At 57.7% G+C, this 23,120-nt stretch carries 21 protein-coding genes; 1 reads left to right on the top strand and 20 read right to left on the bottom strand.

Features of this window, described 5'->3' with window-relative positions; translation table 11 throughout:
- Positions 1–32 precede the first annotated feature (32 nt).
- The 4 genes from MOV80_RS05965 to MOV80_RS05950 are packed head-to-tail and all read right to left on the bottom strand — an operon-like array spanning position 33 to position 5,497.
- Entirely contained in the window at positions 33–959 is a 927-nt protein-coding gene (locus tag MOV80_RS05965) for a TnsA endonuclease N-terminal domain-containing protein (protein ID WP_249604913.1), read from the bottom strand.
- Positions 935–2,434, bottom strand: a complete 1,500-nt coding sequence (locus tag MOV80_RS05960) for a TniQ family protein (protein WP_249604930.1) — start codon at positions 2,432–2,434, stop codon at positions 935–937. Before MOV80_RS05960 ends, MOV80_RS05965 begins: the two co-directional genes overlap by 25 nt.
- Before the next feature lie 55 nt (positions 2,435–2,489).
- Positions 2,490–4,232 carry a TnsD family Tn7-like transposition protein gene (locus MOV80_RS05955; protein WP_249604912.1) on the bottom strand — a complete coding sequence of 581 codons (1,743 nt, stop codon included), beginning with the start codon at positions 4,230–4,232 and terminating at the stop codon, positions 2,490–2,492.
- On the bottom strand, positions 4,229–5,497 hold the full coding sequence (locus tag MOV80_RS05950; protein WP_249604911.1) for a hypothetical protein: 1,269 nt from the start codon (positions 5,495–5,497) through the stop codon (positions 4,229–4,231). The genes MOV80_RS05955 and MOV80_RS05950 overlap by 4 nt, the downstream gene beginning before the upstream one ends.
- Before the next feature lie 988 nt (positions 5,498–6,485).
- Between MOV80_RS05950 and MOV80_RS05945 the strand changes: the two genes are divergently transcribed.
- Positions 6,486–7,004, top strand: coding sequence for a DUF6471 domain-containing protein (locus MOV80_RS05945; RefSeq protein ID WP_249604910.1), 519 nt, complete (start codon positions 6,486–6,488; stop codon positions 7,002–7,004).
- Between the two features lie 567 nt (positions 7,005–7,571).
- On the opposite strand, the gene glmS is transcribed toward MOV80_RS05945, so the two are convergent.
- The 16 genes from glmS to mnmG all read right to left on the bottom strand — a co-directional run bounded on the left by glmS (position 7,572) and on the right by mnmG (position 23,037).
- Entirely contained in the window at positions 7,572–9,401 is a 1,830-nt protein-coding gene (gene glmS, locus MOV80_RS05940) for a glutamine--fructose-6-phosphate transaminase (isomerizing) (protein ID WP_249604909.1), read from the bottom strand.
- Positions 9,401–10,192 (bottom strand): DeoR family transcriptional regulator, encoded by a 792-nt coding sequence (locus MOV80_RS05935; protein WP_043589593.1) that lies wholly within the window; start codon positions 10,190–10,192, stop codon positions 9,401–9,403. Before MOV80_RS05935 ends, glmS begins: the two co-directional genes overlap by 1 nt.
- Before the next feature lie 174 nt (positions 10,193–10,366).
- Positions 10,367–11,734 (bottom strand): bifunctional UDP-N-acetylglucosamine diphosphorylase/glucosamine-1-phosphate N-acetyltransferase GlmU, encoded by a 1,368-nt coding sequence (glmU, locus tag MOV80_RS05930; RefSeq protein ID WP_043589591.1) that lies wholly within the window; start codon positions 11,732–11,734, stop codon positions 10,367–10,369.
- 74 nt (positions 11,735–11,808) lie between these two features.
- Positions 11,809–12,231: a F0F1 ATP synthase subunit epsilon gene (locus MOV80_RS05925; RefSeq protein ID WP_019103740.1), complete on the bottom strand. Its 423-nt coding sequence runs from the start codon at positions 12,229–12,231 to the stop codon at positions 11,809–11,811.
- An 11-nt stretch (positions 12,232–12,242) separates the two neighbouring features.
- Positions 12,243–13,640, bottom strand: coding sequence for a F0F1 ATP synthase subunit beta (gene atpD, locus MOV80_RS05920; RefSeq protein ID WP_019103741.1), 1,398 nt, complete (start codon positions 13,638–13,640; stop codon positions 12,243–12,245).
- 41 nt (positions 13,641–13,681) lie between these two features.
- Positions 13,682–14,548 carry a F0F1 ATP synthase subunit gamma gene (atpG, locus tag MOV80_RS05915; protein ID WP_043589590.1) on the bottom strand — a complete coding sequence of 289 codons (867 nt, stop codon included), beginning with the start codon at positions 14,546–14,548 and terminating at the stop codon, positions 13,682–13,684.
- A 44-nt stretch (positions 14,549–14,592) separates the two neighbouring features.
- A complete protein-coding gene (gene atpA / locus MOV80_RS05910; protein ID WP_019100514.1) occupies positions 14,593–16,137 on the bottom strand; it encodes a F0F1 ATP synthase subunit alpha in 1,545 nt (514 codons plus the stop codon).
- An 8-nt stretch (positions 16,138–16,145) separates the two neighbouring features.
- The gene (locus MOV80_RS05905) at positions 16,146–16,682 is read right to left on the bottom strand and encodes a F0F1 ATP synthase subunit delta (RefSeq protein WP_043640588.1); all 537 of its coding nucleotides are present in this window, start codon (positions 16,680–16,682) and stop codon (positions 16,146–16,148) included.
- A gap of 7 nt (positions 16,683–16,689) precedes the next feature.
- The gene (locus tag MOV80_RS05900; RefSeq protein ID WP_019101090.1) at positions 16,690–17,160 is read right to left on the bottom strand and encodes a F0F1 ATP synthase subunit B; all 471 of its coding nucleotides are present in this window, start codon (positions 17,158–17,160) and stop codon (positions 16,690–16,692) included.
- Positions 17,161–17,210: 50 nt separating this feature from the next.
- Entirely contained in the window at positions 17,211–17,498 is a 288-nt protein-coding gene (atpE, locus tag MOV80_RS05895) for a F0F1 ATP synthase subunit C (RefSeq protein ID WP_019101091.1), read from the bottom strand.
- A gap of 77 nt (positions 17,499–17,575) precedes the next feature.
- Entirely contained in the window at positions 17,576–18,388 is an 813-nt protein-coding gene (gene atpB, locus MOV80_RS05890) for a F0F1 ATP synthase subunit A (RefSeq protein WP_043589585.1), read from the bottom strand.
- 11 nt (positions 18,389–18,399) lie between these two features.
- On the bottom strand, positions 18,400–18,762 hold the full coding sequence (locus tag MOV80_RS05885; protein ID WP_039755309.1) for an ATP synthase subunit I: 363 nt from the start codon (positions 18,760–18,762) through the stop codon (positions 18,400–18,402).
- A gap of 90 nt (positions 18,763–18,852) precedes the next feature.
- Positions 18,853–19,710: a ParB/RepB/Spo0J family partition protein gene (locus tag MOV80_RS05880; protein ID WP_043589581.1), complete on the bottom strand. Its 858-nt coding sequence runs from the start codon at positions 19,708–19,710 to the stop codon at positions 18,853–18,855.
- A gap of 5 nt (positions 19,711–19,715) precedes the next feature.
- Entirely contained in the window at positions 19,716–20,507 is a 792-nt protein-coding gene (locus tag MOV80_RS05875) for a ParA family protein (protein ID WP_039755485.1), read from the bottom strand.
- The gene (gene rsmG, locus MOV80_RS05870; RefSeq protein WP_019102452.1) at positions 20,504–21,145 is read right to left on the bottom strand and encodes a 16S rRNA (guanine(527)-N(7))-methyltransferase RsmG; all 642 of its coding nucleotides are present in this window, start codon (positions 21,143–21,145) and stop codon (positions 20,504–20,506) included. The genes MOV80_RS05875 and rsmG overlap by 4 nt, the downstream gene beginning before the upstream one ends.
- A complete protein-coding gene (gene mnmG, locus MOV80_RS05865; RefSeq protein WP_249604908.1) occupies positions 21,142–23,037 on the bottom strand; it encodes a tRNA uridine-5-carboxymethylaminomethyl(34) synthesis enzyme MnmG in 1,896 nt (631 codons plus the stop codon). The genes rsmG and mnmG overlap by 4 nt, the downstream gene beginning before the upstream one ends.
- Positions 23,038–23,120: the final 83 nt, after the last annotated feature.

Here is a 23,120-nt window from a genome sequence, read left to right as displayed (position 1 = left end):
GTCAAATTCAGCAACATAAAAATCTACAATCGTCAGTCCCCAACCAAAACCAAGGGCTTATCAGGCAAAATTTCATGTTCATGGTCAAGTGTTAGATAGCCTAAGAAATTCGCAATCGCGAAAATCCGATAGCCTACATCCCTCCCCAATCCTAAACATCCTGCAGCGGCACTAATTCTCTTGTCGCATATTTCAAACCTAGTCTCATTCAACAATATGGTCGCCATATTTGATGCTACCTCCTGATATGTTGAAACATCATTCACCATTTTCATATACTCAAAAAGACGTCTGTTATTGATATGTTCACGCATGGAAATTGAATGCTCAGTCATTATTTCGTGTGTACAACCCCACCAACGAAGCAATTCCACCTCACGTAGATGCCTTTTCTGTACAGATAGCTGTTTTAGCTTTTCATAAGGCTTCACTGAAACGGCGTGATAGTGAAATCCCGAGACCCCTGGTATTTTCAAAGTCAGAAGAAAATCAATAGTTATCACGCCACGTTTTGGCATACGCAAATTCATTTCTTTGCATTCCTGATACATGCCGCGTTCCCATTCTGGATATTGCGCACGCACCTCAACAACAAATGGATTCATCCCAAAATGATAGAGGCAGCGTTCCTCAAGTCCAGAATGGTTTGGTGTAAGCCCTCCACCTTTAAAGCCAAAGTAATTTCCAGCAATACCAATTTTGCTATCCTGTGCTTTTTTCCATGCTTCAAATTTCGGTGTTGATGGATGCCCACGCGGGTCATGTTTCGGCAATTCAGGAGGCCATGACAGAATCGGCTTGCCAACCAAATCCGCCAAATAAAAACCTGTTGCATTTTCTGGTCGGGGAAAGCTCTCAACGTAGTCAAGCTTACCGGTACGGAGAATGCGTTTTGCATCATCCGGGGTGTAGGGCAGATGACTACAATCAGCAATTAACCTGCGTTTTGGGTATGCCATCGTGAGCATTTTTCCTGCTTCAGGTTGTTTCCTTCCACCCGCTTCTTCCACTCAGCAAAGGTTTCTGAGTAAGCAGCAAGTGACATTTGAATACCTTCGCTCGCAAGCACCAAGTTAGTAGTGGTTTCGCACGACACATTGGAGAGAAGATAAGCTTTAGTGATTCGCTGCATTGGCCTTTCTTTAAGAGATAACTCGTATCGTTTCTGTATATGCCTAGTAAGCTGCTCAATTTTTCGCACATTAATAAGCTCTTGAGTTACATAACACCGTTTTCTGGCCCTTGACGGTAGAGTGCGGTCGTACCATGCTTTATCGATATTCAACAGATAGCGGAGTGCAGCCTTGCCGCCAGGTTGCGTTTTCAATTCTGCTCTATAAATGGCTGGATTTTCATGCAGTAATTCAAGTAACCATTTTCGATATGTCAACCTAAGATTAGCCTGCTGCTCCCACGGAAGACCACCAACCCATTCAATGTATTGCTCTTTCGTTCGATGCCTATCCTTTCGGCGCTTGTCGGGGATTTTTTTATCCAACTCAGGATTAGAAAAACGAATACCAACCGCTTCTTGGCCTGCTCGTAGCACATCTGAGAAATTATCAAACCCGCCAAAAACCGCATGTATGACCGCAAGATTTTGAATGGGATTGCGAATAGGACCATAGTGACCCAAAGAACCTACCAGACGCCTCAAGGTATCCAAGCCGATACCTAGGAACGAGCGATAATCTGGTCCAATAGCCTGATATAGCGCCTCATTCAGCCTGTCGTGCAGACGCCGGCAGTTTCCAAAGTAATGGTGCAGAGCCTGTGTGACAGACTCCGAGGACACCATTGAAGAGCCCGTGCCTCGAAGAATTTGGTCGGCCATACTGGCGACCGATATGGCCATTTCTTGCGTTTTGTTATCTAGCCTTGCGACTACCCTCAAATGACCGCCACATACACAGCGTCTCATCGGACGCCAGTTCGTCCGTACACGACGATGACCAGCTTCGCAGGCCTCACAGAACGTGAGTAACGGTCGTTTATGTTCTGGGCACGCCAAAATTCCCGGCATCAAGGCAAGTCGGTGCCAGATGGCATAACCATTCTGGTGGATGTCGCGTTCCATACACTCTGGGCACATAGTCATCCTTCCTCGGAAAGCGCCATTCGTCATACCAACACGAGCGGCCAGCCCCTTAATTGCGATTCCCTTGTGATGCTCACGTAATGCTTTTGAATCTTTTTCCGTCAAGAATTTTGCATAAAGCGGAAATCGAGTATGACCATCAATTAATTCATCAACAGGTGGAAGTTTGGCCTGCAATTCCTCCCCAAGGTGGCCAAGCCCAGAGGGGAATACCCATCCTGGTCGTCTTGTAGAGTCCGCTACAGTGCTTGGCCGTATAAGGACCTTTCCTTGACTCCTCTCAAATGACTGACGCACAATAAATCCAGTCACATCTTCTTCAGGCACTATGTGCATGGTGAACAATTGCGGATTTCTACGCACCACTGGCAATACCCCTAAATTTAAATAATCAATCTGTTTTTTTCTTTAATACTTTACGAATGGTCTCTTCACGGAGGCCAGCTTTCTTTGCAATAGCACATGGTCTACCGACAAGCCCAGCAAGGCGCTTGAGACGCGCTCGAACAAAATCATCATGCTGCTCCTCGCGCTTTTCCACAAAACCATTATCCTCACACTTCTTCAAAGCATAGATAGGGACTCGTGTAAGTTCTTGGAAACGATAGCGGGACATGTTGATGCGCTTTTTATCTGGCGCAGTACAAACATCAGCTGCTTCAGCGAGAGCGCTATTTAAGTTGCAAAGTAATTTGCATGGAGGGCTTGCACGCACTCCATTATTAGGCAAATGGAAAGTAGGCTGATTGGCCACAAACCAGTCATGCGCATTTCTATATAAGCGCATCCATAATGTTGGATATTTCTTCCGTAAACTATTGCGAGACATTTCAGGATTTGTCTGGATAGCATTCAGCCATTCCGCCTTATCAGACTCTATGCGAGCACTCAGCGCTTTCTCGCGAGGAAGCGGTACGTCTGTCAAAATTGCAAGTTGGCGGTACACGCTTGTTAGCGAAATTTGGAATTTTGCAGCAACTTCAGACGGTGACTTACCATCCACTAGCTCTTTCTTGACTAGATTAGCAATAGATTCCTTCAAAGTTTTAGGACGCCAACTGACATTAATTTCATAACGTTTGCACAACACGTTGAGTAGCGAGGCACTAATTCCCATAGCCATTGCTGTTGCCTGCAGAGCCTTATGTTTAGCCAGCTCGGCAGCAACAGCTTCACGCAACGGCATTACCTTTGGACTTACCAATCTTCTGTGCGCTGCCTCAATGGGTATGGCTACCGTGGACTGGGCTGGACCGGTGTATGGCTGTTGCTCCGCAAACCAAGCAAATAACACACACCATTCTGGGTGGATACTTTTTTCATTACGCAATAGCGCACGTATCGCATTTTCAATATGCCGTTCCGACTGGCATAGAATTTTTAAACGCTCATCCGAAAATGCTCCATCAAAAAAAATCGAGAACTTCCGTATAAAATCTATAAGGTGGAACCGATTGTTATCATCTATCCAACCTGATAATTTGAATAAATGAATAACACTATCTTTGTCGTATCTTGATAAATGCACAGGCGTCTCCATGCAATATTCAATGCGTTTCCCGAGTTCCATAGTCATAGCCACTTGATAACTATTTGGCTTTGACTGGCAGTGGGCATCAAAAAGTAGCAACTGTCTTTTGCTGGTACACAAAGGAACACCATGAATAGGGCAAACATTTACGAATGGCACACCCATGCGCCGGTGGATGAATGAGAATCCAAACTCCTTTTTTTGCTGCTCTTCACATTCGGAACATTGCAGATAACTCTGTTCACTGACGCTAAAAAGCAAAGGAAGTCGGCAGAGCCGAACAGGCCCCTTATACCTATCAATCAACCTAGCCCGCTGAGCAGAAAACTTCGCCTTGGGCAGGCCGCAGCAAATGAAGTTGAATTCGGTATGCTTATCGATGAGCGTATCGATATCGCCATAAAGATAGCCGAGCTCTTGATGGAATAAACCAAGGTAATTCGGCATTCCATCAAGACTGGGGCGTCTATTGAGAAGCTGGCGGCATGCCAGAGACAAGGAGTGCACGCCGCCATAACTCAGTATGCGAGTGAGGAAGGCGTTCACAATCTCCCCGTCAGGAAAGTGCGGCGCCACCAAAATGTTCCGATTCATAGCGGTCATATCCGACTCAAGATTGCTTCGTCCAACCACTCGTGCACCTGAGGCCTTTCAAAAAGTGCCGCTGGAAGGTGGTCGAGATTCTTCAAGACAGCCAGCTTGCCTTTACCAGAGGCCACTTCTTGCGTCCTCGCTATGGCACTTCGGGCACCGGCATGCAGCTGTAACGCCCGCTCAAATATTTGCCTCACGGCGTCTTCGGTAAGGCGGCCTGGCTGCTGCATCTCAGGTGCCGTCACGAGCGTGACGTGCAGCGCCCGAAACCCCTGCACCAGCCAACCAAATCGGCCAAATGTCACACCATATACCCACTCAGGAAGCGCAGCCGGCATCTCACAATGTTCTGGAAGCACTCCCTCCTGCCACAACCAGGTAACCACTTGCCGCCAGACACCTCTGGCTTTCGGGACCACGCCATCTACCAACGGAGCAGGCTTGGGAATCGGGTCGAGATGCAGACCAGGGCCGTTGACCAGGTTAGAGGCCGTAGTTCCCATGAAGCTTGTGCAGTACATGAATGCGCTGGTGCCTGAGATGAGCACTGGGATGCCTGTGTGCTGTCGCAACTTAAGCAGGAATTGCAAGATGGCCGCTGTATGGCCATTGACGTTTGCAAAGCCACCACCATCGAGGACAACCAGGCCGACATTCAGCAGGGTGCAGATTGCAATCGCCACATTCTCGCCATTCCCTCCCTCTATCTCGGACAGTGCGTTGATATCAGTGTCGTAACCTCCAACAACCGACAGCACGCGCTCACGCATATCCCGAAGCATTCCCCGGAGAGTTCCGCAGGTTGGATAGGTTAGGTAAAGAACTGGCATCACCCACATACATCGCGGGGCGGGGTGCTCTCCCTCGACCAAAAATGGCCTACCCAAGATTTCAACCAAGCGCCGCAAAGTCGCAGTTCGCCCCATTAATGAGGGTCCTGTCAGCCAGAATCCTGTGTCGGTGATAGAACTGAGACATACAGGCAGTGGCCGCAATCTCTCGCCATGCAGAACCTCCGCGGTTGCGTGGAAATAACGCCGAAACTCCTCACAACCAAACTGCTTGGCACGGTATACCTCGCGAGTCTTCGCCAGAACCTGCGAAGTGAACGTCAGTGTCTCCGTTAGCGGGAGATAGGCCCCGCTGAAACTGGAGAGGGCTTGGATTTTGGTCTCGGGGTCGGCCTTTCGCAGTTCTGCGGCATGAGGCACCGCCGGCCTCCGCATCTTGTTGCGCAACTCCGTGGCCGGCAGTACCCGCATGATTTCGGCCATGCGGGGGCTCAATAGGTCGCTCACGGTAACTGAAGTGGAACTCAAGACAACTTCCCGCGGCATCACTTGCGGGGAACGGGAAGCCGTGGTGACCAGTGAGTTATGCATGGCGGCCACCTATCAAGGCAGCTTCGAACCATAACGCATACAAGCCGCACCTGGAACAACGATGAGGCAACGGGCAGTAGGTGTGGTCCCTGGACGGGCAACTTACGATAAAAGAGTCTGGGCGGCGGGAGTATAGGCGGCCGTCATCCTTGACGCGGATAGTCATTTCCATTGATTGCATCCATAGCTTCGCCCCCCTGCAGCCAAAAAATTGGCTGCAGGGGTTGACAGAGCGCGCCATGCATGAAACCATCCCACTTGTTGATGGGTTTGGGCGGCTTCAAGTTTGGCTTGCCACTAAAACAAACTCAGTGGAGGGATTTCTGGCGCCAACCGGAAACCCTCCATTTTCATTTGTGGTGCACAGGTTGTTGGTGCTGCTATCGAGTTAGCTTTTACATGTTTGTGCTCCAGCCCACTGTAATTGAGAAATGGTGTAACGGCTCGCTTGACAAAACGCCAATTACCGGTATACCATGAGGCAATATCGGGGTTTTTGCGTTTTCGTATCAAACAAAAGAATCCGCATTCTACTGTGCACTCTCTCCCCAAAGCAAGGGCACGCGTTCGCACAGCTGTTCTGTACGCACGCACACAACCTGCCTGCTGCAATACCCTCACTTAACTCAGCTTGCAAACCGCCAAGCCATCACGCATAACGTCCTTTGCTCACTCCGCTTCGCCATCAGCGCCCTTCTTAACCCACATGCGAGCCATCACACCAACCATTGGCAGAAACAGCCGACCTCCCTACAATTGAGCTACGCCAACGCTGATAGCAGGGTCCTTGCCCATTCCAGGCGATGAAAGCTCTCCTATAAAAATGTAGGTATTTACAGCGTAAACGATAGACGTAAATTTCGAGAACACAAGGAAATTTGTGAGCGAAAAAATTGCTCCTTGGGCAAGCTTGGCTGCCCGCGTCGTTCGCGTTGCCCTCATGCGAAAAGATGTGGGCTATGCCGAGCTCGCGAGGCGGTTAGCAACTACATTTGGCATGCACGAAGACGAAAAAGCACTGGCGTCTCGTGTCGCGCTCGGAAGGGTACGCCTGGCGTTGTTCCTGCAGATTCTTCATGTGATTGATGCCGAGCCGCCTATGCTTTGGCGAACAGCATTTGATGTTGCAACCCCTTGGGAAGAGCGTGCTAAAGCTGTCATTCTTAGCGAAATCCGTCAAATCCCACCGGTGAGCATCGATGAGCTTGCCGCTCGGCTCACCACGCTTGGCGCCAGCTTCACACAGAAGACCCTCGCCGCTCACGTAACGTCTGGAAATCTATTCCTACCCGACTTCCTACGATGCCTCGTTATCCTGCGCAGCAGAAGTTTGGACGCCTTTATTGAATACCGAGACTTGGTTTCGGCCGCAGCATCCACACCTGCAAGCGGCGACTAAACAAACCAAGCATCATTGCCATGCCCCCAGCGTCGTCACTCGCTCCTCGACGAAAAAGTACGTATTAACTTACATTTTTATAGCAAGCTGCCACCCCTGTAGACCCCATTCCCAACGTCAGTCAACAGCCCTTACCAGCTATACCCCCATCGCAGGCTGCAGACCACACATCATCCAAGACGCCCAAGACGGAGGAGCCCAGATGGCCATCTCCCTGCACAACCGAAGGCGTGGGTTTTAAGCTATATGGATGCAGCCCACTGCATGTGCTGCGCATAGAGTCCGCTTGTGAGTCATACCGAAGACGTAAATGCCACCGTACTGAGCAGGCAACGCTACAGCAGCAAGAGGAGGTTAGGCGGTGGTGCCCAGGGCGAATTCTAAAAAGAATGGGGGGGTGGTTCTTGTGCAATTCTGACGGGAAAATGTCGCGACAAATAAATACGTTGGGAAGCAATGCTGGCGTGGGTTTCCGGGCAACTGAGGCTACGAAAACCCACGCTTCTTCGAAACTAAAAACCAACGCTTCTATTTACCGCTTACACTAGTCAACGCCAGGCGCAAGCCTCACTCCACCGTCACGCTCTTGGCCAGGTTGCGCGGCTTGTCGACGTCGGTGCCGCGCGCCAGCGCCACGTGGTAGGCCAGCATCTGCACCGGGATGGCGTGCACCACCGGGCTGAGCACGCCGACATGGCGCGGGGTGCGGATCACGTGCACGCCGTCGGACTCGCTGAAATGGCTGTCCAGGTCGGCGAACACGAACAGCTCGCCGCCGCGCGCGCGCACTTCCTGCATATTGGATTTCACCTTTTCCAGCAGCGCGTCGTTGGGGGCGATCACCACCACCGGCATGTCCTCGTCCACCAGCGCCAGCGGGCCGTGCTTGAGCTCGCCGGCCGGGTAGGCTTCGGCGTGGATGTAGGAGATTTCCTTCAGCTTGAGCGCGCCTTCCAGCGCGATGGGGAAGTGCAGGCCGCGGCCCAGGAACAGCGCGTTGTCCTTGGCGGCGAACTGGTCGGCCCAGGCCTTGATCTGCGGCTCCAGGTTCAGCGCGTGCTGCACGCTGCCCGGCAGGTGGCGCAACTCGTCCAGGTAGCGCGCCTCGTCGGCCGCGCTGACCTTGCCGCGCACCTTGCCCAGGGTCACCGCCAGCGCGAACAGGCCCACCAGCTGGGTGGTGAAGGCCTTGGTGGAGGCCACGCCGATCTCCGCGCCGGCGCGGGTGAAGAACACCAGTTCGCTGGCGCGCGGAATCGCGGATTCGCGCACATTGCAGATCGACAGCGCGTAGCGGTGGCCCAGCTCCTTGGCGTATTTCAGCGCTTCCATGGTGTCCAGCGTCTCGCCGGATTGGGAGATGGTGGTCACCAGGTAGTTGGGGTTGGCCCAGGCGTCGCGGTAGCGGTATTCGCTGGCGATTTCCACGTCGCACTGCACGCCGGCTATGGTCTCGATCCAGTATTTGGCGGTCAGGCCGGCGTAGTAGCTGGTGCCGCAGGCCAGGATCTTGACGCCTTCCAGCTGCGGCAGCACTTCGCCGGCGCGCTCGCCGAACAGCTCGGGATTGAAGCCGTAGTCCTGCACCGCGTCTATGGTGTCGGACAGCGCCTTCGGCTGTTCGTGGATTTCCTTCTGCATGAAGTGGCTGTACGGGCCCAGCTCCAGCGAGGCCAGCGACACGTCGGACACGTGCACCGGGCGCTGCGCCGGCTGGTCGTCCTTGTCCAGCAGCTCCACGCCGTCGCGGGTCAGCCGGCCGATGTCGCCCTCTTCCAGGAAGATCACGCGGCGGGTGGCGGATACGATGGCGGAAACGTCGGAGGCGATGAAGTTCTCGCCGTCGCCCAGGCCCACCAGCAGCGGGCAGCCCATGCGCGCGCACACCAGTTCGTCCGGGCGGTCCACCGCGATCACGCCGATGGCGTAAGCGCCGGTCAGCTCCCGGCTGGCGCGCTTGACGGCGTCGAACAGGCTGTCGCCGGCCTGGTAGTAGTGATGCACCAGGTGGGCGATGACTTCGGTGTCGGTCTGCGATTCGAAGGCGTAGCCCAGGCCTTTCAGGCGCTCGCGCTGCTCTTCGTGGTTTTCAATGATGCCGTTGTGCACCACGGCGATCTTGCCGAAGGACACATGCGGGTGGGCGTTGGGCTCGGTGACGCCGCCGTGAGTGGCCCAGCGGGTGTGGCCGATGCCCACCTGACCTTGCAGGCTTTCTTCCGCGGCTGCGTTTTCCATCTCCGCGACGCGGCCGACGCGGCGCACGCGACGGATGGCGTCGCCGGCCAACACCGCCACGCCGGCGGAGTCGTAGCCGCGATATTCCAGCCGCTTCAGGCCGTCCACCAACACCGGAACCACATTACGCGCCGCGATGGCGCCGACAATGCCGCACATTACTTTCTCCTTGGACTATCAGTGGGCGAGGACGCGCAGATCAGCGCAATGCCCTTCGCCTGAATTTGGGTTCTGGCCTCCGCCGACAAGGCGTCGTCGGTCACCAGGGTATGGATGCGCTCCCACGGCAACTCCAGGTTGGGGATGCGCCGGCCTATCTTTTCCGACTCCACCATCACGATGACTTCGCGCGCCACTTCGGCCATCACGCGCGACAAGCCCACCAGTTCGTTGAAGGTGGTGGTGCCGCGATCAAGGTCTATGCCGTCGGCGCCGATGAACAGCTGATCAAAATCATAGGAACGCAGCACCTGCTCCGCCACCTGGCCCTGGAAGGATTCGGAATGCGGGTCCCAGGTGCCGCCGGTCATCAGCAGCGTCGGCTCGTTCTCCAGCTCGCGCAGCGCGCCGGCCACGTTCAGGGAGTTGGTCATCACCACCAGGCCGCGCTTATTGCCCAGCAGCGGAATCATCGCGCTGGTGGTGGTGCCGCTGTCTATGATCACGCGGTTGTGGTCGCGGAGGCGCTCGGCGGCGGCGCGGGCGATGGCGATCTTTCGTTTTGAAACCTGTTCCGCGTCTTCCTCGACCACCATCTCCGACGGCAAGGACACCGCTCCGCCGTAACGGCGCAGCAACAGTCCGCCGGTTTCCAGCAGGGCCAGGTCCTTGCGTATGGTCACTTCGGAGGTGGAGAAACGCTTGGTCAGCTCGTCCACGCTAACTTCGCCGCGTTCCTGCACCAGGGCGGCAATGGCGTGACGGCGTTGCTGAGTATTTCGTTTGGTCATCACAAGTTTCGTTTCGAAAGTTTCGCGATCATAGCAGCGCACCTTCGGCGTTGACAAGCCCCTCGCGCGGAACCGTCGCGCAGCGGCAAGGGGCTGTCGCAAGAATGCCGCCATGAAAAACGGCGCCCATCCTCCAAATCAGGAGAATGGGCGCCGCTTAGCCGGGAAATAGAGTCAGTCGGTCTTTTTCTGAGGCCGCTTCCAGCCTGGCACCGTCACCTGACGCGCGCGCGCCACTGTCAGCTCGCCGGCCGGCGCGGTTCGGCTGATCACCGAGCCGGCGCCTATGGTGCTGTAGGATTCCAGCGTCACCGGCGCCACCATCAGGGTGCCGGAGCCGACGAAGACGTTGTCGCCGATCACGGTCTTGAACTTGTTTACGCCATCGTAATTGCAGGTCACCGAGCCGGCGCCCACATTCACCTTGCTGCCGATCTCGGCGTCGCCGACATAGCTCAGGTGGTTGACCTTGGAGCCTTCGCCGATCACGCTCTTCTTCACTTCGACGAAGTTGCCGATGTGCACATGGCCGGCCAGTTGCGCGCCGGGGCGTAAACGAGCGTAAGGCCCGATCCGACACGCTTCGCCCACCACCGCGTCTTCCAGATGCGAGAACGGCGCGATCTTGGTGCCGGCGGCCACTTTGACGTTCTTCAACACGCAATGCGCGCCAATTTCCACCTGCTCGCCCAGTTCCACCTTGCCCTCGAACACGCAGCCAACGTCTATGCTGACGTCCATGCCATGGCTGAGTTCGCCGCGGATGTCGATGCGCGCCGGGTCCGCCAGTGTGACGCCGGCTTCCAACAAGGCCTGCGCCTGGTTTCGCTGCAGGATGCGCTCCAGCTCGGCCAGCTGCACCTTGTTGTTGACGCCGGCGGCCTCCCAGCTGGCGTCGACGCTGGCGCTGTCCACGCTCACGCCGTCCGCCACCGCCAGGGCCAGCACGTCGGTCAGATAGTATTCGCCCTGTGCGTTGCCGTTGTTGAGCGCGGCGAGCCAACCGGCCAGCCGCGCATTGGGCAGGGCCATCATGCCGGTGTTGATTTCACGGATCGCCAGTTGCGCCGGCGTACAGTCCTTGTGCTCGACGATGGCCTGGAGCTTGCCGTCCGCACCGCGCACCATGCGGCCGTAGCCGCTGGCGTCGTCCAGCACATCGGTCAGCACCGCCATGCCCGCGCCGGCGGCATCGGACAAGCGGCGCAGCGTGTCCGCCTTGGTCAGCGGCACATCGCCGTACAGCACCATGGTCTTGCCATCCTTCGGAAGGTGCGGCAAAGCCATCTTCAGCGCGTGGCCGGTGCCCAGTTGCTCGGCCTGCTCCGCCCAGATCAGATCCGCGTCCGGTATCGCCGCCCGCACCTGTTCGCCGCCGTGGCCGTACACCACGATCAGGCGCGCCGGCTTCAGCGCGCGCGCGGTGCGGATCACCCGCGCCAGCATCGGCTCACCGCCTATCGGGTGCAATACCTTGGGTTTGGAGGAGTACATGCGCTTGCCTTTGCCGGCAGCGAGAATGACGATGCTGAGACTATCCATGGTTTTTCACGAGTCGAAAACGGAAAAAGGCTGCCACTTGCGTGGCAGCCTACTATACACGATTACATCTCTTATCAGTGGGCGCGCTTCTTGAGGAAATCCAGCGCCTTCAACTCCGCGATGGCCACTGCCAGAGCAGCGTGCGCCTTCGCGGTGGAGAGGTCGTCGGTGGCGCGCTTGAGGGAATCCTCCGCAGCGCGTTTTGCCTCATTGGCGCGGGCCTCGTCGAGATCCTCGCCGCGAATCGCCGTATCCGCCAGCACGGTGATCAGGCTGGGCTGCACTTCCATCATGCCGCCAGACACTGCCACCAGAACTTCTTCGCTGCTGCCCGGCACTTTCAGACGCAGCACGCCGGGCTTGATACGGGTCAGGAGCGGCACGTGTTGGGGATACACACCGATCTCGCCTTCGGTAGCCGGCGCAACCACGAATTCAGCTTCGCCGGAGAAGATCATTTGCTCGGTGCTGACCACTTCCACACGCATCTTGGACATCAGCCCTCTCCTTAGTTAAGGGTCTTGGCTTTCTCGGCAGCTTCTTCAATGGAGCCAACCATGTAGAACGCTTGTTCCGGCAGATGGTCGTACTCGCCAGCGAGAATGGCCTTGAAACCCTTGATGGTTTCGCGCAGCGGCACGTATTTGCCCGGCGAGCCGGTAAATACTTCAGCCACGTGGAACGGCTGGGACAGGAAGCGCTGGATCTTACGGGCGCGAGCCACGACCAGTTTGTCTTCCTCGGACAATTCGTCCATACCCAGAATCGCGATGATGTCGCGCAGTTCCTTGTAACGCTGCAGCGTGGACTGCACGCCACGGGCTACCGTGTAGTGCTCGTCGCCCACCACCAGCGGATCCAGCTGGCGCGAAGTGGAGTCGAGCGGATCCACCGCCGGGTAGATACCCAGCGAAGCGATGTCGCGCGACAGAACCACGGTGGCGTCCAAGTGGGCGAAGGTGGTCGCCGGAGACGGGTCGGTCAAGTCATCCGCAGGTACGTATACGGCCTGGATGGACGTAATCGAGCCATCGCGGGTAGAAGTAATACGCTCTTGCAGACGGCCCATTTCTTCCGCCAGCGTCGGCTGATAGCCCACCGCGGAAGGCATACGGCCCAGCAGCGCGGATACTTCGGTACCGGCCAGGGTGTAGCGGTAGATGTTGTCCACGAAGAACAGCACGTCGCGGCCTTTGCCGCTTTCGTCCTTCTCGTCGCGGAAGTGCTCGGCCATGGTCAGACCGGTCAGGGCCACGCGCAGACGGTTGCCCGGCGGCTCGTTCATCTGGCCGTACACCATCGCCACTTTGTCAAGTACGTTGGAGTCCTTCATCTCGTGATAGAAGTCGTTACCTTCACGAGTGCGCTCACCAACGCCGGCAAACACGGACAAACCGGAGTGTGCCTTGGCGATGTTGTTGATCAGTTCCATCATGTTGACGGTCTTGCCCACGCCGGCGCCGCCGAACAGGCCCACTTTGCCGCCCTTGGCGAACGGGCACAGCAGGTCAATCACCTTGATGCCGGTTTCCAGCAGGTCGGTGGCGGGGGAGAGCTCGTCAAACTTCGGAGCGGGCTGGTGGATGGCGCGGCGAACATCGGTCGCTACCGCGCCGGCTTCGTCCACCGGGTTGCCCAAGACATCCATGATGCGGCCCAGGGTGGCGCTGCCCACCGGCACCGAAATCGGTGCGCCGGTGTTGACTACGCTCATGCCACGCTTCAGGCCGTCAGAGCTACCCATGGCGATGGTGCGCGCCACGCCGTCGCCCAGCTGCTGCTGGACTTCGAGCGTCAGGTCGGCATCAACCAGCTTCAGGGCATCATAAACCTTTGGCATGGCGTCGCGCGGGAATTCCACGTCGATCACCGCGCCAATGATTTGTACGATTTTACCTTGGCTCATTATCGGTTCCTAAACATTAAACTTTTTCAGTCTGCGACGGCTTACACCGCTGCGGCGCCTGCCACGATTTCAGACAACTCGGTAGTGATCGCAGCCTGACGAGCCTTGTTGTACACCAGGCGCAGTTGCTTGATCGTGTTACCGGCGTTATCCGTGGCGGATTTCATCGCCACCATGCGGGCAGCTTGCTCGGAGGCCATGTTCTCGGCCATCGCCTCGAACACCACGGACTCGATGTAGCGTTTGACCAGGAACTCCATCACGGAAAGCGCATTCGGCTCGTACAGGTAATCCCACGAGTGCGAGTGCTCCACCACCATGTGTTCCGAAGTCAGCGGCAGCAGCTGTTCAGTCGCCGGCTCCTGCTTCATCGTATTGATGAAACGGGAGTAAACGATGTAGAGCGCGTCCAGTTCGCCTTCGGCGTACTGCTTGAACAGCACCGTAAGCGGGCCAATCAGTTTTTCCATCTTCGGCACATCGCCGAGCTGGGTTGCGCTGGCCACGACGTTGAGGCGCGCGCGCTGGCATGCCGCCAGGCCTTTCTGGCCCAAGCAGCAGACATCGACTTCGATGCCCTTGTCCTGCAGATCCTTGACTTGGGCGAAGAAGCGCTTGAGCGTATTCACGTTCAAGCCGCCGCACAGGCCCTTGTCGGAGGTCATCAGGATGATGCCGGCGCGTTTGACTACGTCGCGGCTTTGCAACAGCGGGTGCTCAAGATCCGTGTTCGCCTGAGCAAGGTGCGCCATGACTGTGCGCACCTTCTCGGCGTAAGGACGGGCAGCGCGCATACGCTCTTGCGTTTTGCGCATCTTGGAGGTCGCCACCATTTGCATTGCGCGAGTGATCTTCTGCGTGTTTTGCACGCTTCGGATCTTGGTGAGAATCTCTTTGCCGACTGCCATATCCTGAACCTTTCCTAGTAACTGTTTGCGTTAACCGAAAAGACTCAGTTGTAGCTGAAGCCAGCCTTGAACGATTCCATCGCCTTGGCCAGGATTTTCTCGTTGTCGCCGGACAAGTCGCCGGAAGCGTTCACCGCGGCCAACACATCGTGATGGTTCGCGCGCACATAGGCGAGGAACGCCGCTTCGAAAGCCAGGGCCTTCTTCACCGGAACGTCTTCGTAGCTGCCCTTGTTCACCGCCCACAGGGTCAACGCCATTTCGGCGGTGGCCAGCGGCATGAACTGCTTCTGCTTCATCAGCTCGGTTACCACTTCGCCATGTTGCAGTTGCTTGCGGGTAGCCTCGTCCAGATCGGAAGCGAACTGCGAGAACGCAGCCAGTTCACGGTACTGGGCCAGGGCCAGACGGATACCGCCGCCCAGCTTCTTGATCACCTTGGTCTGCGCGGCGCCGCCAACGCGGGATACCGAGATACCGGCGTTGATGGCCGGACGGATACCTGCGTTGAAGAGGTCGGTTTCCAGGAAGATCTGACCGTCGGTGATCGAAATCACGTTGGTCGGCACAAAGGCGGAAACGTCGCCGGCCTGGGTTTCAATGATGGGCAGCGCGGTCAGGGAACCGGTCTTGCCTTTCACTTCGCCGTTGGTCAGCTTGGCCACTTCGTCTTCATTGATGCGGGAAGCGCGTTCCAGCAGACGGGAGTGCAGATAGAACACGTCGCCGGGGTAGGCTTCGCGGCCCGGCGGACGACGCAGCAGCAGCGAAATCTGACGGTAGGCGACAGCCTGCTTGGACAGGTCGTCGTACACGATCAGCGCGTCTTCGCCGATGTCGCGGAAGTATTCGCCCATCGCGCAGCCGGAGTACGGGGCGATGAACTGCAGCGCGGCGGCTTCGGAAGCGGTCGCGGCCACCACGATGGTGTGGCCCAGCGCGCCGTGCTCTTCCAGCTTGCGCACCACGTTGGCGATAGAGGAGGCTTTTTGGCCAATCGCCACGTAGATGCACACTACGCCGGTGCCTTTTTGGTTGATGATCGCATCCAGCGCCACCGCGGTCTTGCCGGTCTGGCGGTCGCCGATGATCAGCTCGCGCTGACCGCGGCCAACCGGAACCATCGAGTCGATGGCTTTCAGGCCGGTTTGCATTGGCTGGGATACCGATTGACGCGCAATCACGCCCGGCGCGATCTTTTCGATCGGGCTGGACAGCTTGGCGTTAATCGGGCCCTTGCCGTCGATAGGCTGACCCAGGGCGTTGACCACGCGGCCAATCAGTTCCGGACCCACCGGAACTTCCAGAATGCGACCGGTACAAGTAACTTCGTCGCCTTCCGAGATGTGCTCGTACTCGCCCAGAACCACGGCGCCGACAGAGTCGCGCTCCAAGTTCATCGCGAGGCCGAAGGTGTTGCCCGGGAATTCGAGCATTTCACCCTGCATCACGTCTGCCAGGCCATGGATACGAACGATACCGTCGGTCACGGAAATCACGGTACCTTTGGTACGGGTTTCTGCGCCTTCGGCCAGGTTCTGAATCTTCGCCTTGATCAGATCGCTGATTTCAGAGGGGTTCAACTGCATGATCTCTCCTAATTCTTGAGGCTTACTGCCATGGCTTGCAGTTTGCCGCGCACGGAAGCGTCGATGACATCGTCGCCTACCAACACACGAACCCCGCCGATCAGGTCAGGGTTGTCACGCACATCAATCCGTACGGATTTGCCGTACTTCTTGGAAAGCGTGTCGGTCAGTTCGGCCTTCTGCGCATCGTTCAATGCAAACGCCGTTTCCACCACGGCATCCACAACGCCTTCCGCTTGCGCCTTGAACACTTCAAACTGTTCGGCGATTTGCGGCAGCAGCGTCAAACGGCTGTTCTCGATCAGCGCGGCCAGAAAACGTTTTACGTCTTCATTGCCGCGCGTGCCCAGAACGTCCAGCATCAGCGCCTCAAGCTCTTGTGCGGTATGTTTCGGATTGGTGATGACGGCTTCCAAATCCGGGTTCTTCACCATGGCAGCCAGCCACGACAGCGATTCCGACCATTGCTGGGTGGCGTGCTGCTCGGTGGCGAGGCTGTATACCGCTTCGGCATAGGGCCTAGCTACGGTAATGAGTTCTGCCATGAGTTAATTAAAACTCCGCTTTGATGGAGGCAAGCAGATCAGCGTGCTTGGCCGAGTCGATCTCTTTGCGCAGGATCTTCTCTGCACCCGCAACCGCCAGGTCGGCCACTTGCGCGCGCAGGGCTTCCTTGGCGCGCAGGACTTCCTGATCGATCTCAGACTTGGCGTCGGCCACAATGCGCGCGCCTTCAACGCGTGCGGCATCCTTGGCCTCGTCCACGATCTGGCTGGCGCGCTTTTCAGCGGCCATCACGATTTCGGTCGCTTGCTGTTTAGCCTTGCGGAGTTCGTCCGCAACGCGCTTTTCAGCGGCTTCCAGATCTTGCTTGCCACGCTCGCCGGCGGCCAGGCCGTCTGCGATGCGCTTGGCGCGCTCATCCATCATGTTGGTAAGCGGAGGCCAAACAAACTTCATGGTGAACCATACCAGGATGGCGAACGTGATCGCCTGACCCAGTAGTGTTACGTTAAATTCCACGCTTGTTTTCCTCCAGTAGTATTACTGCAACAACCAATTCCGCTTAAAAATTAAGCGCCGGCTTTCAGAGCGGCCAGGGCGGCGGACAGGAACGGGTTATTGAAGGTGTACAGCATGGCGATACCAACACCGATCATGGAGATGGCGTCCAGCAGACCGGCCAGAATGAACAGTTTGGTTTGCAGAACCGGAATCATTTCCGGTTGACGGGCGGAGGACTCGAGGAATTTGCCACCCAGGATGGCAAAACCCAGAGCAGTACCGATGGCGCCCAGGCCAATGATCAGGGCAGCGGCCAGTACGGTCATGGACTGGATCTGAGAAACGAGTGCTTCCATTGTGTATCTCCTAAGACTTAATCAAGGATGGTTGGTAAAAAAGCTAAAGAAACAAAGGTAAAACAAAGAAACCGGTATTAGTGCGCTTCCACCGCCAGGCTCAGGTACACGATGGTCAGCATCATGAACACAAAGGCCTGCAGGGTGATGATCAGGATGTGGAAGATCGCCCACGGCGCGCCCAGGATCCACTGCAAGCCCCACGGCAGCAGCGCGATCAGGATGAAGATCATTTCGCCGGCATACATATTGCCGAACAAACGCAGAGACAACGAAATCGGCTTGGCCAGCAGTTCAACCATCTGCAGCAGGAAGTTGGCCGGGGCCAGCAAGATCTTGCCCACGGTGCCTTCGGCATGGAACGGCGCGGTGAACAGCTCCTTGGTGTAGCCACCAACGCCCTTGGCGCTGATGGAGAAACCGATGATGCAGAGCATCACGGACAAGGACATCGCGAAAGTGGCGTTCACATCAGCGGACGGCACAACGCGGAAATAGACATGATGCGGCTCGGCGCCGAAGAAGGTGTAACCCACCCACTGGGCCAGCGACGGCAGCAGATCCACCGGCAGCAGGTCCATGAAGTTCATCAGGAAGATCCAGCAGAAAATGGTCAGCGCCAACGGAGCGATCACCTTGCTCTGGCCATGGAATACGTCGCGCACCTGCTTGTCCACCATCTCGACGATGCTTTCCACAAACAACTGCAGCCGGCCCGGATTCTCCAGCTTGGCCTGGCGCGCCACGACGGCGAACACGCCGGCGAAGATGAAAGCGAGAACCAAGGAAATGGAAAAGGTATCAAGGTGCAGGCTCCAGAAGCCGGCGGAAGGATCCGAATTCCAGAAGGTGAGGTGGTGCTTGATGTAGTCAGTTGCGTTGCTTGCCATCGCTCATTTTCTCAATTTTTGATTAAAAGCCCGAACCAGTAGCCGGATACGGCGGCAAAAAATCCGCCAAAAAGACCGACTATCGATAAATCCTTGAAAAATACCAAAGTCGCGCCAAATATCAGGATGGTGAGGACGTATTTGACCGCCTCGGCCCTGAAATGCGCTTTCATCAGTTCCGCGGGGGCGACATGGCGCTTGGCGTAGGCGATCCTGGCGTACACCAGGGCCGGCACCAAGGCCGACAATCCGCCAAGCAAGACAGAAACCGGAATGGCCAGGTTTCCTCCCCCTGCAACCACTCCAATCAACAGTGCGACACCCACCAGAGTGCACTGCAGGCGCAGTATACGCTTAACTTCCGGATTAACCATGTTGACCCAGCAAAAAAACCGCCGAATTATAGGCTTCCCGCTTGATTTGCGTCAACTTGCGTGTCATTGGGATACCGCAGTGCAACACACTCATTTTCCTGAGCTTTTCTGCAGCTTTTCCAGCAAGCCTTCCAGCTCGTCCAACGTCGCATATTCTATGACCAGCCTGCCATTGCCGCGGTTTGCGTGACGAATGCTAACCCGGGCGCCTATGCGTTCCGACACCTGTTCAGCCAGCCTGCTCACATCCGGGTCTGTACGTTTTTGCTGCGGTGCGACTGTGGTTTTTTCCACAGCTTTCTGCTGTACCCTGCGCTCCACCTCGCGCACGGACAGGCCTTTGTCGCCCACCTCCTGCGCCAAGCCCAGTTGCTCCACCACCGGCAAGGCCAGCAAAGCGCGAGCATGGCCCATCTCCAGCCGCCCCTGATGCAACATGGTCTGCACCGGTTCCGGCAAGGCCAACAGGCGCAGCAGATTGCTGACCGCGCTGCGCGATCGGCCCACCGCGTCGGCCGCAGCCTCGTGGGTCAGGCCGAACTCGTCGATCAGGCGCTTGATGCCCTGGGCCTCTTCTATCGGGTCCAATTCCTGACGCTGGATATTCTCGATCAGCGCCATCGCCAGCGCCGCTTCGTCGGGCACGCTCTTGATCACCGCCGGCACTTCGGTCAAACCGGCTTTGCGCGAAGCGCGCCAGCGCCGTTCGCCGGCGATCAATTCGTAATCGCCGAAACCCACTTCACGCACCACCAGCGGCTGAATCACGCCCTGGGCGCGAATCGAAGCGGCCAGTTCATCCAGCGCGGCTTCGTCCATGAAGCTGCGCGGCTGGTATTTGCCGGGACGGATGCTGTCTATGGGCAGGGAGGTGAGTCTGTCGTCCACTGTCTCGGCAGTGGACAGGAGCGCGTCCAAGCCGCGCCCCAATCCTTTTAATTTGGCCATATTGCTTAGACGGAGGGAGTTGTGGTTGCGGGCTCGAGCCGGTCCGCCAGCTCTTGCGCCAGCGCGAGATAAGCCTGAGCGCCGCGCGAGGCGCGATCGTAGACCAGGCCGGGCAAGCCGTGGCTGGGCGCTTCCGCCAGCCGCACATTGCGCGGAATCACGGTGTCGAACACCTTGGCGCCGAAATGGCGGGCCAACTGCTCGGACACCTGCTGCGACAAGTTATTGCGCGCGTCGAACATGGTGCGCAGCAAACCCATGATCTCAATCTTGGGATTCACCGCCACCCTCACCTTGCGCAAGGTCGCCACCAGGTCGGACAAGCCTTCCAGCGCATAGTATTCGCACACCATCGGAATCAGCACGCTGTGCGCCGCCACCAGTCCGTTCAAAGTCAGCAGGTTCAGCGACGGCGGGCAGTCTATCAGCACATAGTCGTACTGCTCCTCCACCGCCTGCAGCGCGTTTTTCAGCCGCGCTTCGCGCGCCAGTTCGTTGACCAACTCCAGTTCCGCGCCGCCCAGATCGCGGTTGGCGGGCAGCACGTCGTAGCCGCCCTCCTTCGCCGGCTGGCGCGCATCTTCAACCGAGGCCTCGCCCAGCAGCACGTCGTAGCCGGACAACTTCAGGGATTGCTTGGCGATGCCGCTACCCATGGTGGCATTGCCCTGCGGGTCGAGATCGACAATCAGCACGCGCCGGCCCAAGTCGGCCAGGCCCGCCGCCAGATTCACCACAGTCGTGGTCTTGCCGACCCCGCCCTTCTGGTTGGCGACCGCGATCACCCTTGAATTCATTGCGCACCCACCCCTTCCAGGCGCATTCTCACCAGGTGCCGTTCGGCATCCAGGCCCGGCACTGTCACCGGCAATACTTCGGAAACCACCGTACCCTGCGGCAACAAGGCGATTTCCTCGTAAGGATAGACACCCTTCATTGCGACATATTGACCCTGCTCCGCCAACAGGTGGCGGGTCAGCTTGACGAACTCGGCCAGTTCGGAAAACGCCCGGCTGGTGATGCGGTCGAACTTCTGCTCCGGCTGGTAAGCCTCTACCCGCTCGGTCATCACCTGCACATTGGGCAGGCCCAGCTCCACCACCACCTGGCGCAGGAAGGTGGTTTTCTTATGATTGGAATCCAACAGCACCACCTGCAAGTCCGGGCGGGCGATCGCCGCCGGAATGCCGGGCATGCCGCCGCCGGAGCCCACATCCAGCAAACGGCTGCCGCCGTCCAGATGCGGCACCAGGCTCAGGCTATCCAGCAGATGGTAGCTGACCATGCGCTTTTCCTCGCGCACAGCGGTCAGGTTGTAAGTCTGGTTCCACTTGGCCAGCAGCGCCAGGTAGCGGTCCAGCAAATCGATTTGCGCGTCGCTCAGTTCCAGTTTCAGCTGCGACAGGCCTTGTTGTAGTTCTGTGGTATGTGTCATGCGGTTTTCGTTGCGTCGGCAAAGCCGCGTTTCAAGTGGACCATCAAAAGAGCAACCGCCGCCGGGGTGATGCCCTGGATGCGTGAAGCCTGCCCCAGGGTCTCCGGGCGTTGCTGGTTCAGTTTCTGCTGCACTTCCTTGGACAGGCCCTTGACCAGACCATAGTCGATATCGGCCGGCAGGCGCACGTCCTCAAGGTTGTCGCGGCGCGCCAGTTCTTCGTTCTGGCGGTTGATATAGCCTTGGTATTTGACCTGAATTTCCACCTGCTCGGCAACCGCCTCGTCAGCCACCGCGCCGCCGGCCTCCGGCAAGGTCATCAAATCGGCATAGGCGACGTTGGGGCGTTTCAGCAAATCGTACAGGCTGTACTCGCGCTCAATCGCCTTGCCCAGCAGCGCTTGCAGCGCGGCGGCGTCGCTCAGCCGCGCCGGGTGCAGCCAGGTGGCTTTCAGCCGCGCCTTCTCCGCCTCCACCGCGTCGCGCTTGCGGCAGAAGCTGTCCCATTGGACGTCTCCGATCAGGCCGTGTTGGCGGGCGATCTCGGTCAGGCGCAGGTCGGCGTTGTCTTCGCGCAACTGCAGGCGGAATTCGGCTCGGCTGGTGAACATGCGATAGGGCTCGGCCACGCCCTTGGTGATCAGGTCGTCCACCAGCACGCCCAGATAGGCCTCGTCGCGGCGCGGGCACCAGCTAGCCTGCTCCCGGGCGAACAAGGCGGCGTTCATGCCGGCCAGCAGGCCCTGAGCGGCGGCCTCTTCATAGCCGGTGGTGCCGTTGATCTGACCGGCGAAGAACAGACCCTGGATCGCCTTGGTTTCCAGAGAGGCCTTCAGACCGCGCGGATCGAAATAATCGTATTCGATCGCATAGCCGGGCCGCAGAATGTGGGCGTTTTCCATGCCGCGGATCGAACGCACCGCCGCCAGCTGGATGTCGAAGGGCAGGCTGGTGGAAATCCCGTTGGGGTAGAACTCGTGCGTGGTCAGGCCTTCCGGCTCCAGGAAGACCTGGTGGCTATCCTTGTCCGCGAAACGGTTGATCTTGTCTTCGATAGACGGGCAGTAACGCGGGCCCACGCCTTCTATCACCCCGGTGAACATCGGGCTGCGGTCGAAACCGGAGCGGATGATCTCGTGGGTGCGTTCATTAGTGTGGGTGATCCAGCACGGCAGCTGCTTGGGGTGCAGCGCGCGGCTGCCGCGGTAGGAGAATACCGGCTCCGGCGTGTCGCCAGGCTGCTCTTCCATTACGGAGAAGTCGACGCTGCGGCCGTCGATGCGCGGCGGCGTACCGGTTTTCAGCCGTCCCACCGGCAGGGCCAGTTCGCGCAAGCGCGCGCCCAGCGTGGAGGCGGCCTGATCGCCGGCGCGGCCGCCGGTATAGTTTTCCATGCCCACATGGATCTTGCCGGACAGGAAGGTGCCGGCGGTCAACACCACGGTCTTGGCGCGGAAAGTGATGCCAATGGCGGTGATGGCGCCGGCGACGCGGTCGCCTTCAACCAGAAGATCGTCCACAGGCTGCTGGAACAAGGTCAGATTGGGCTGGTTCTCCAGCATCTCGCGGATCGCCGCCTTGTACAGGATGCGGTCGGCCTGCGCGCGGGTGGCGCGCACCGCCGGGCCCTTGGAGGCGTTCAGCGTGCGGAACTGGATGCCGCCGATATCGGTGGCCAGCGCCATCGCGCCGCCCAGGGCATCCACTTCCTTGACCAGATGGCCCTTGCCGATGCCGCCGATCGACGGATTGCACGACATCTGACCCAGCGTCTCGATGTTGTGCGTCAAAAGAAGGGTGTTGCAGCCCATGCGCGCGGCCGCCAAAGCGGCCTCGGTGCCGGCATGGCCGCCGCCCACCACTATCACGTCGAAGTTTGTCGGATAAATCATGGCTTTGTCGGAAAGAGCAAATCGAACGGAAAAACGGCCTATTCTACGCCAAATCCTGAACCAGCGTAAGTCGTTGATTTCAA

It is taken from the genome of Chromobacterium sp. IRSSSOUMB001, assembly GCF_023507765.1.
Lineage (GTDB): Bacteria > Pseudomonadota > Gammaproteobacteria > Burkholderiales > Chromobacteriaceae > Chromobacterium > Chromobacterium haemolyticum.
This window is presented reverse-complemented; position numbering and strand designations above follow the sequence as displayed.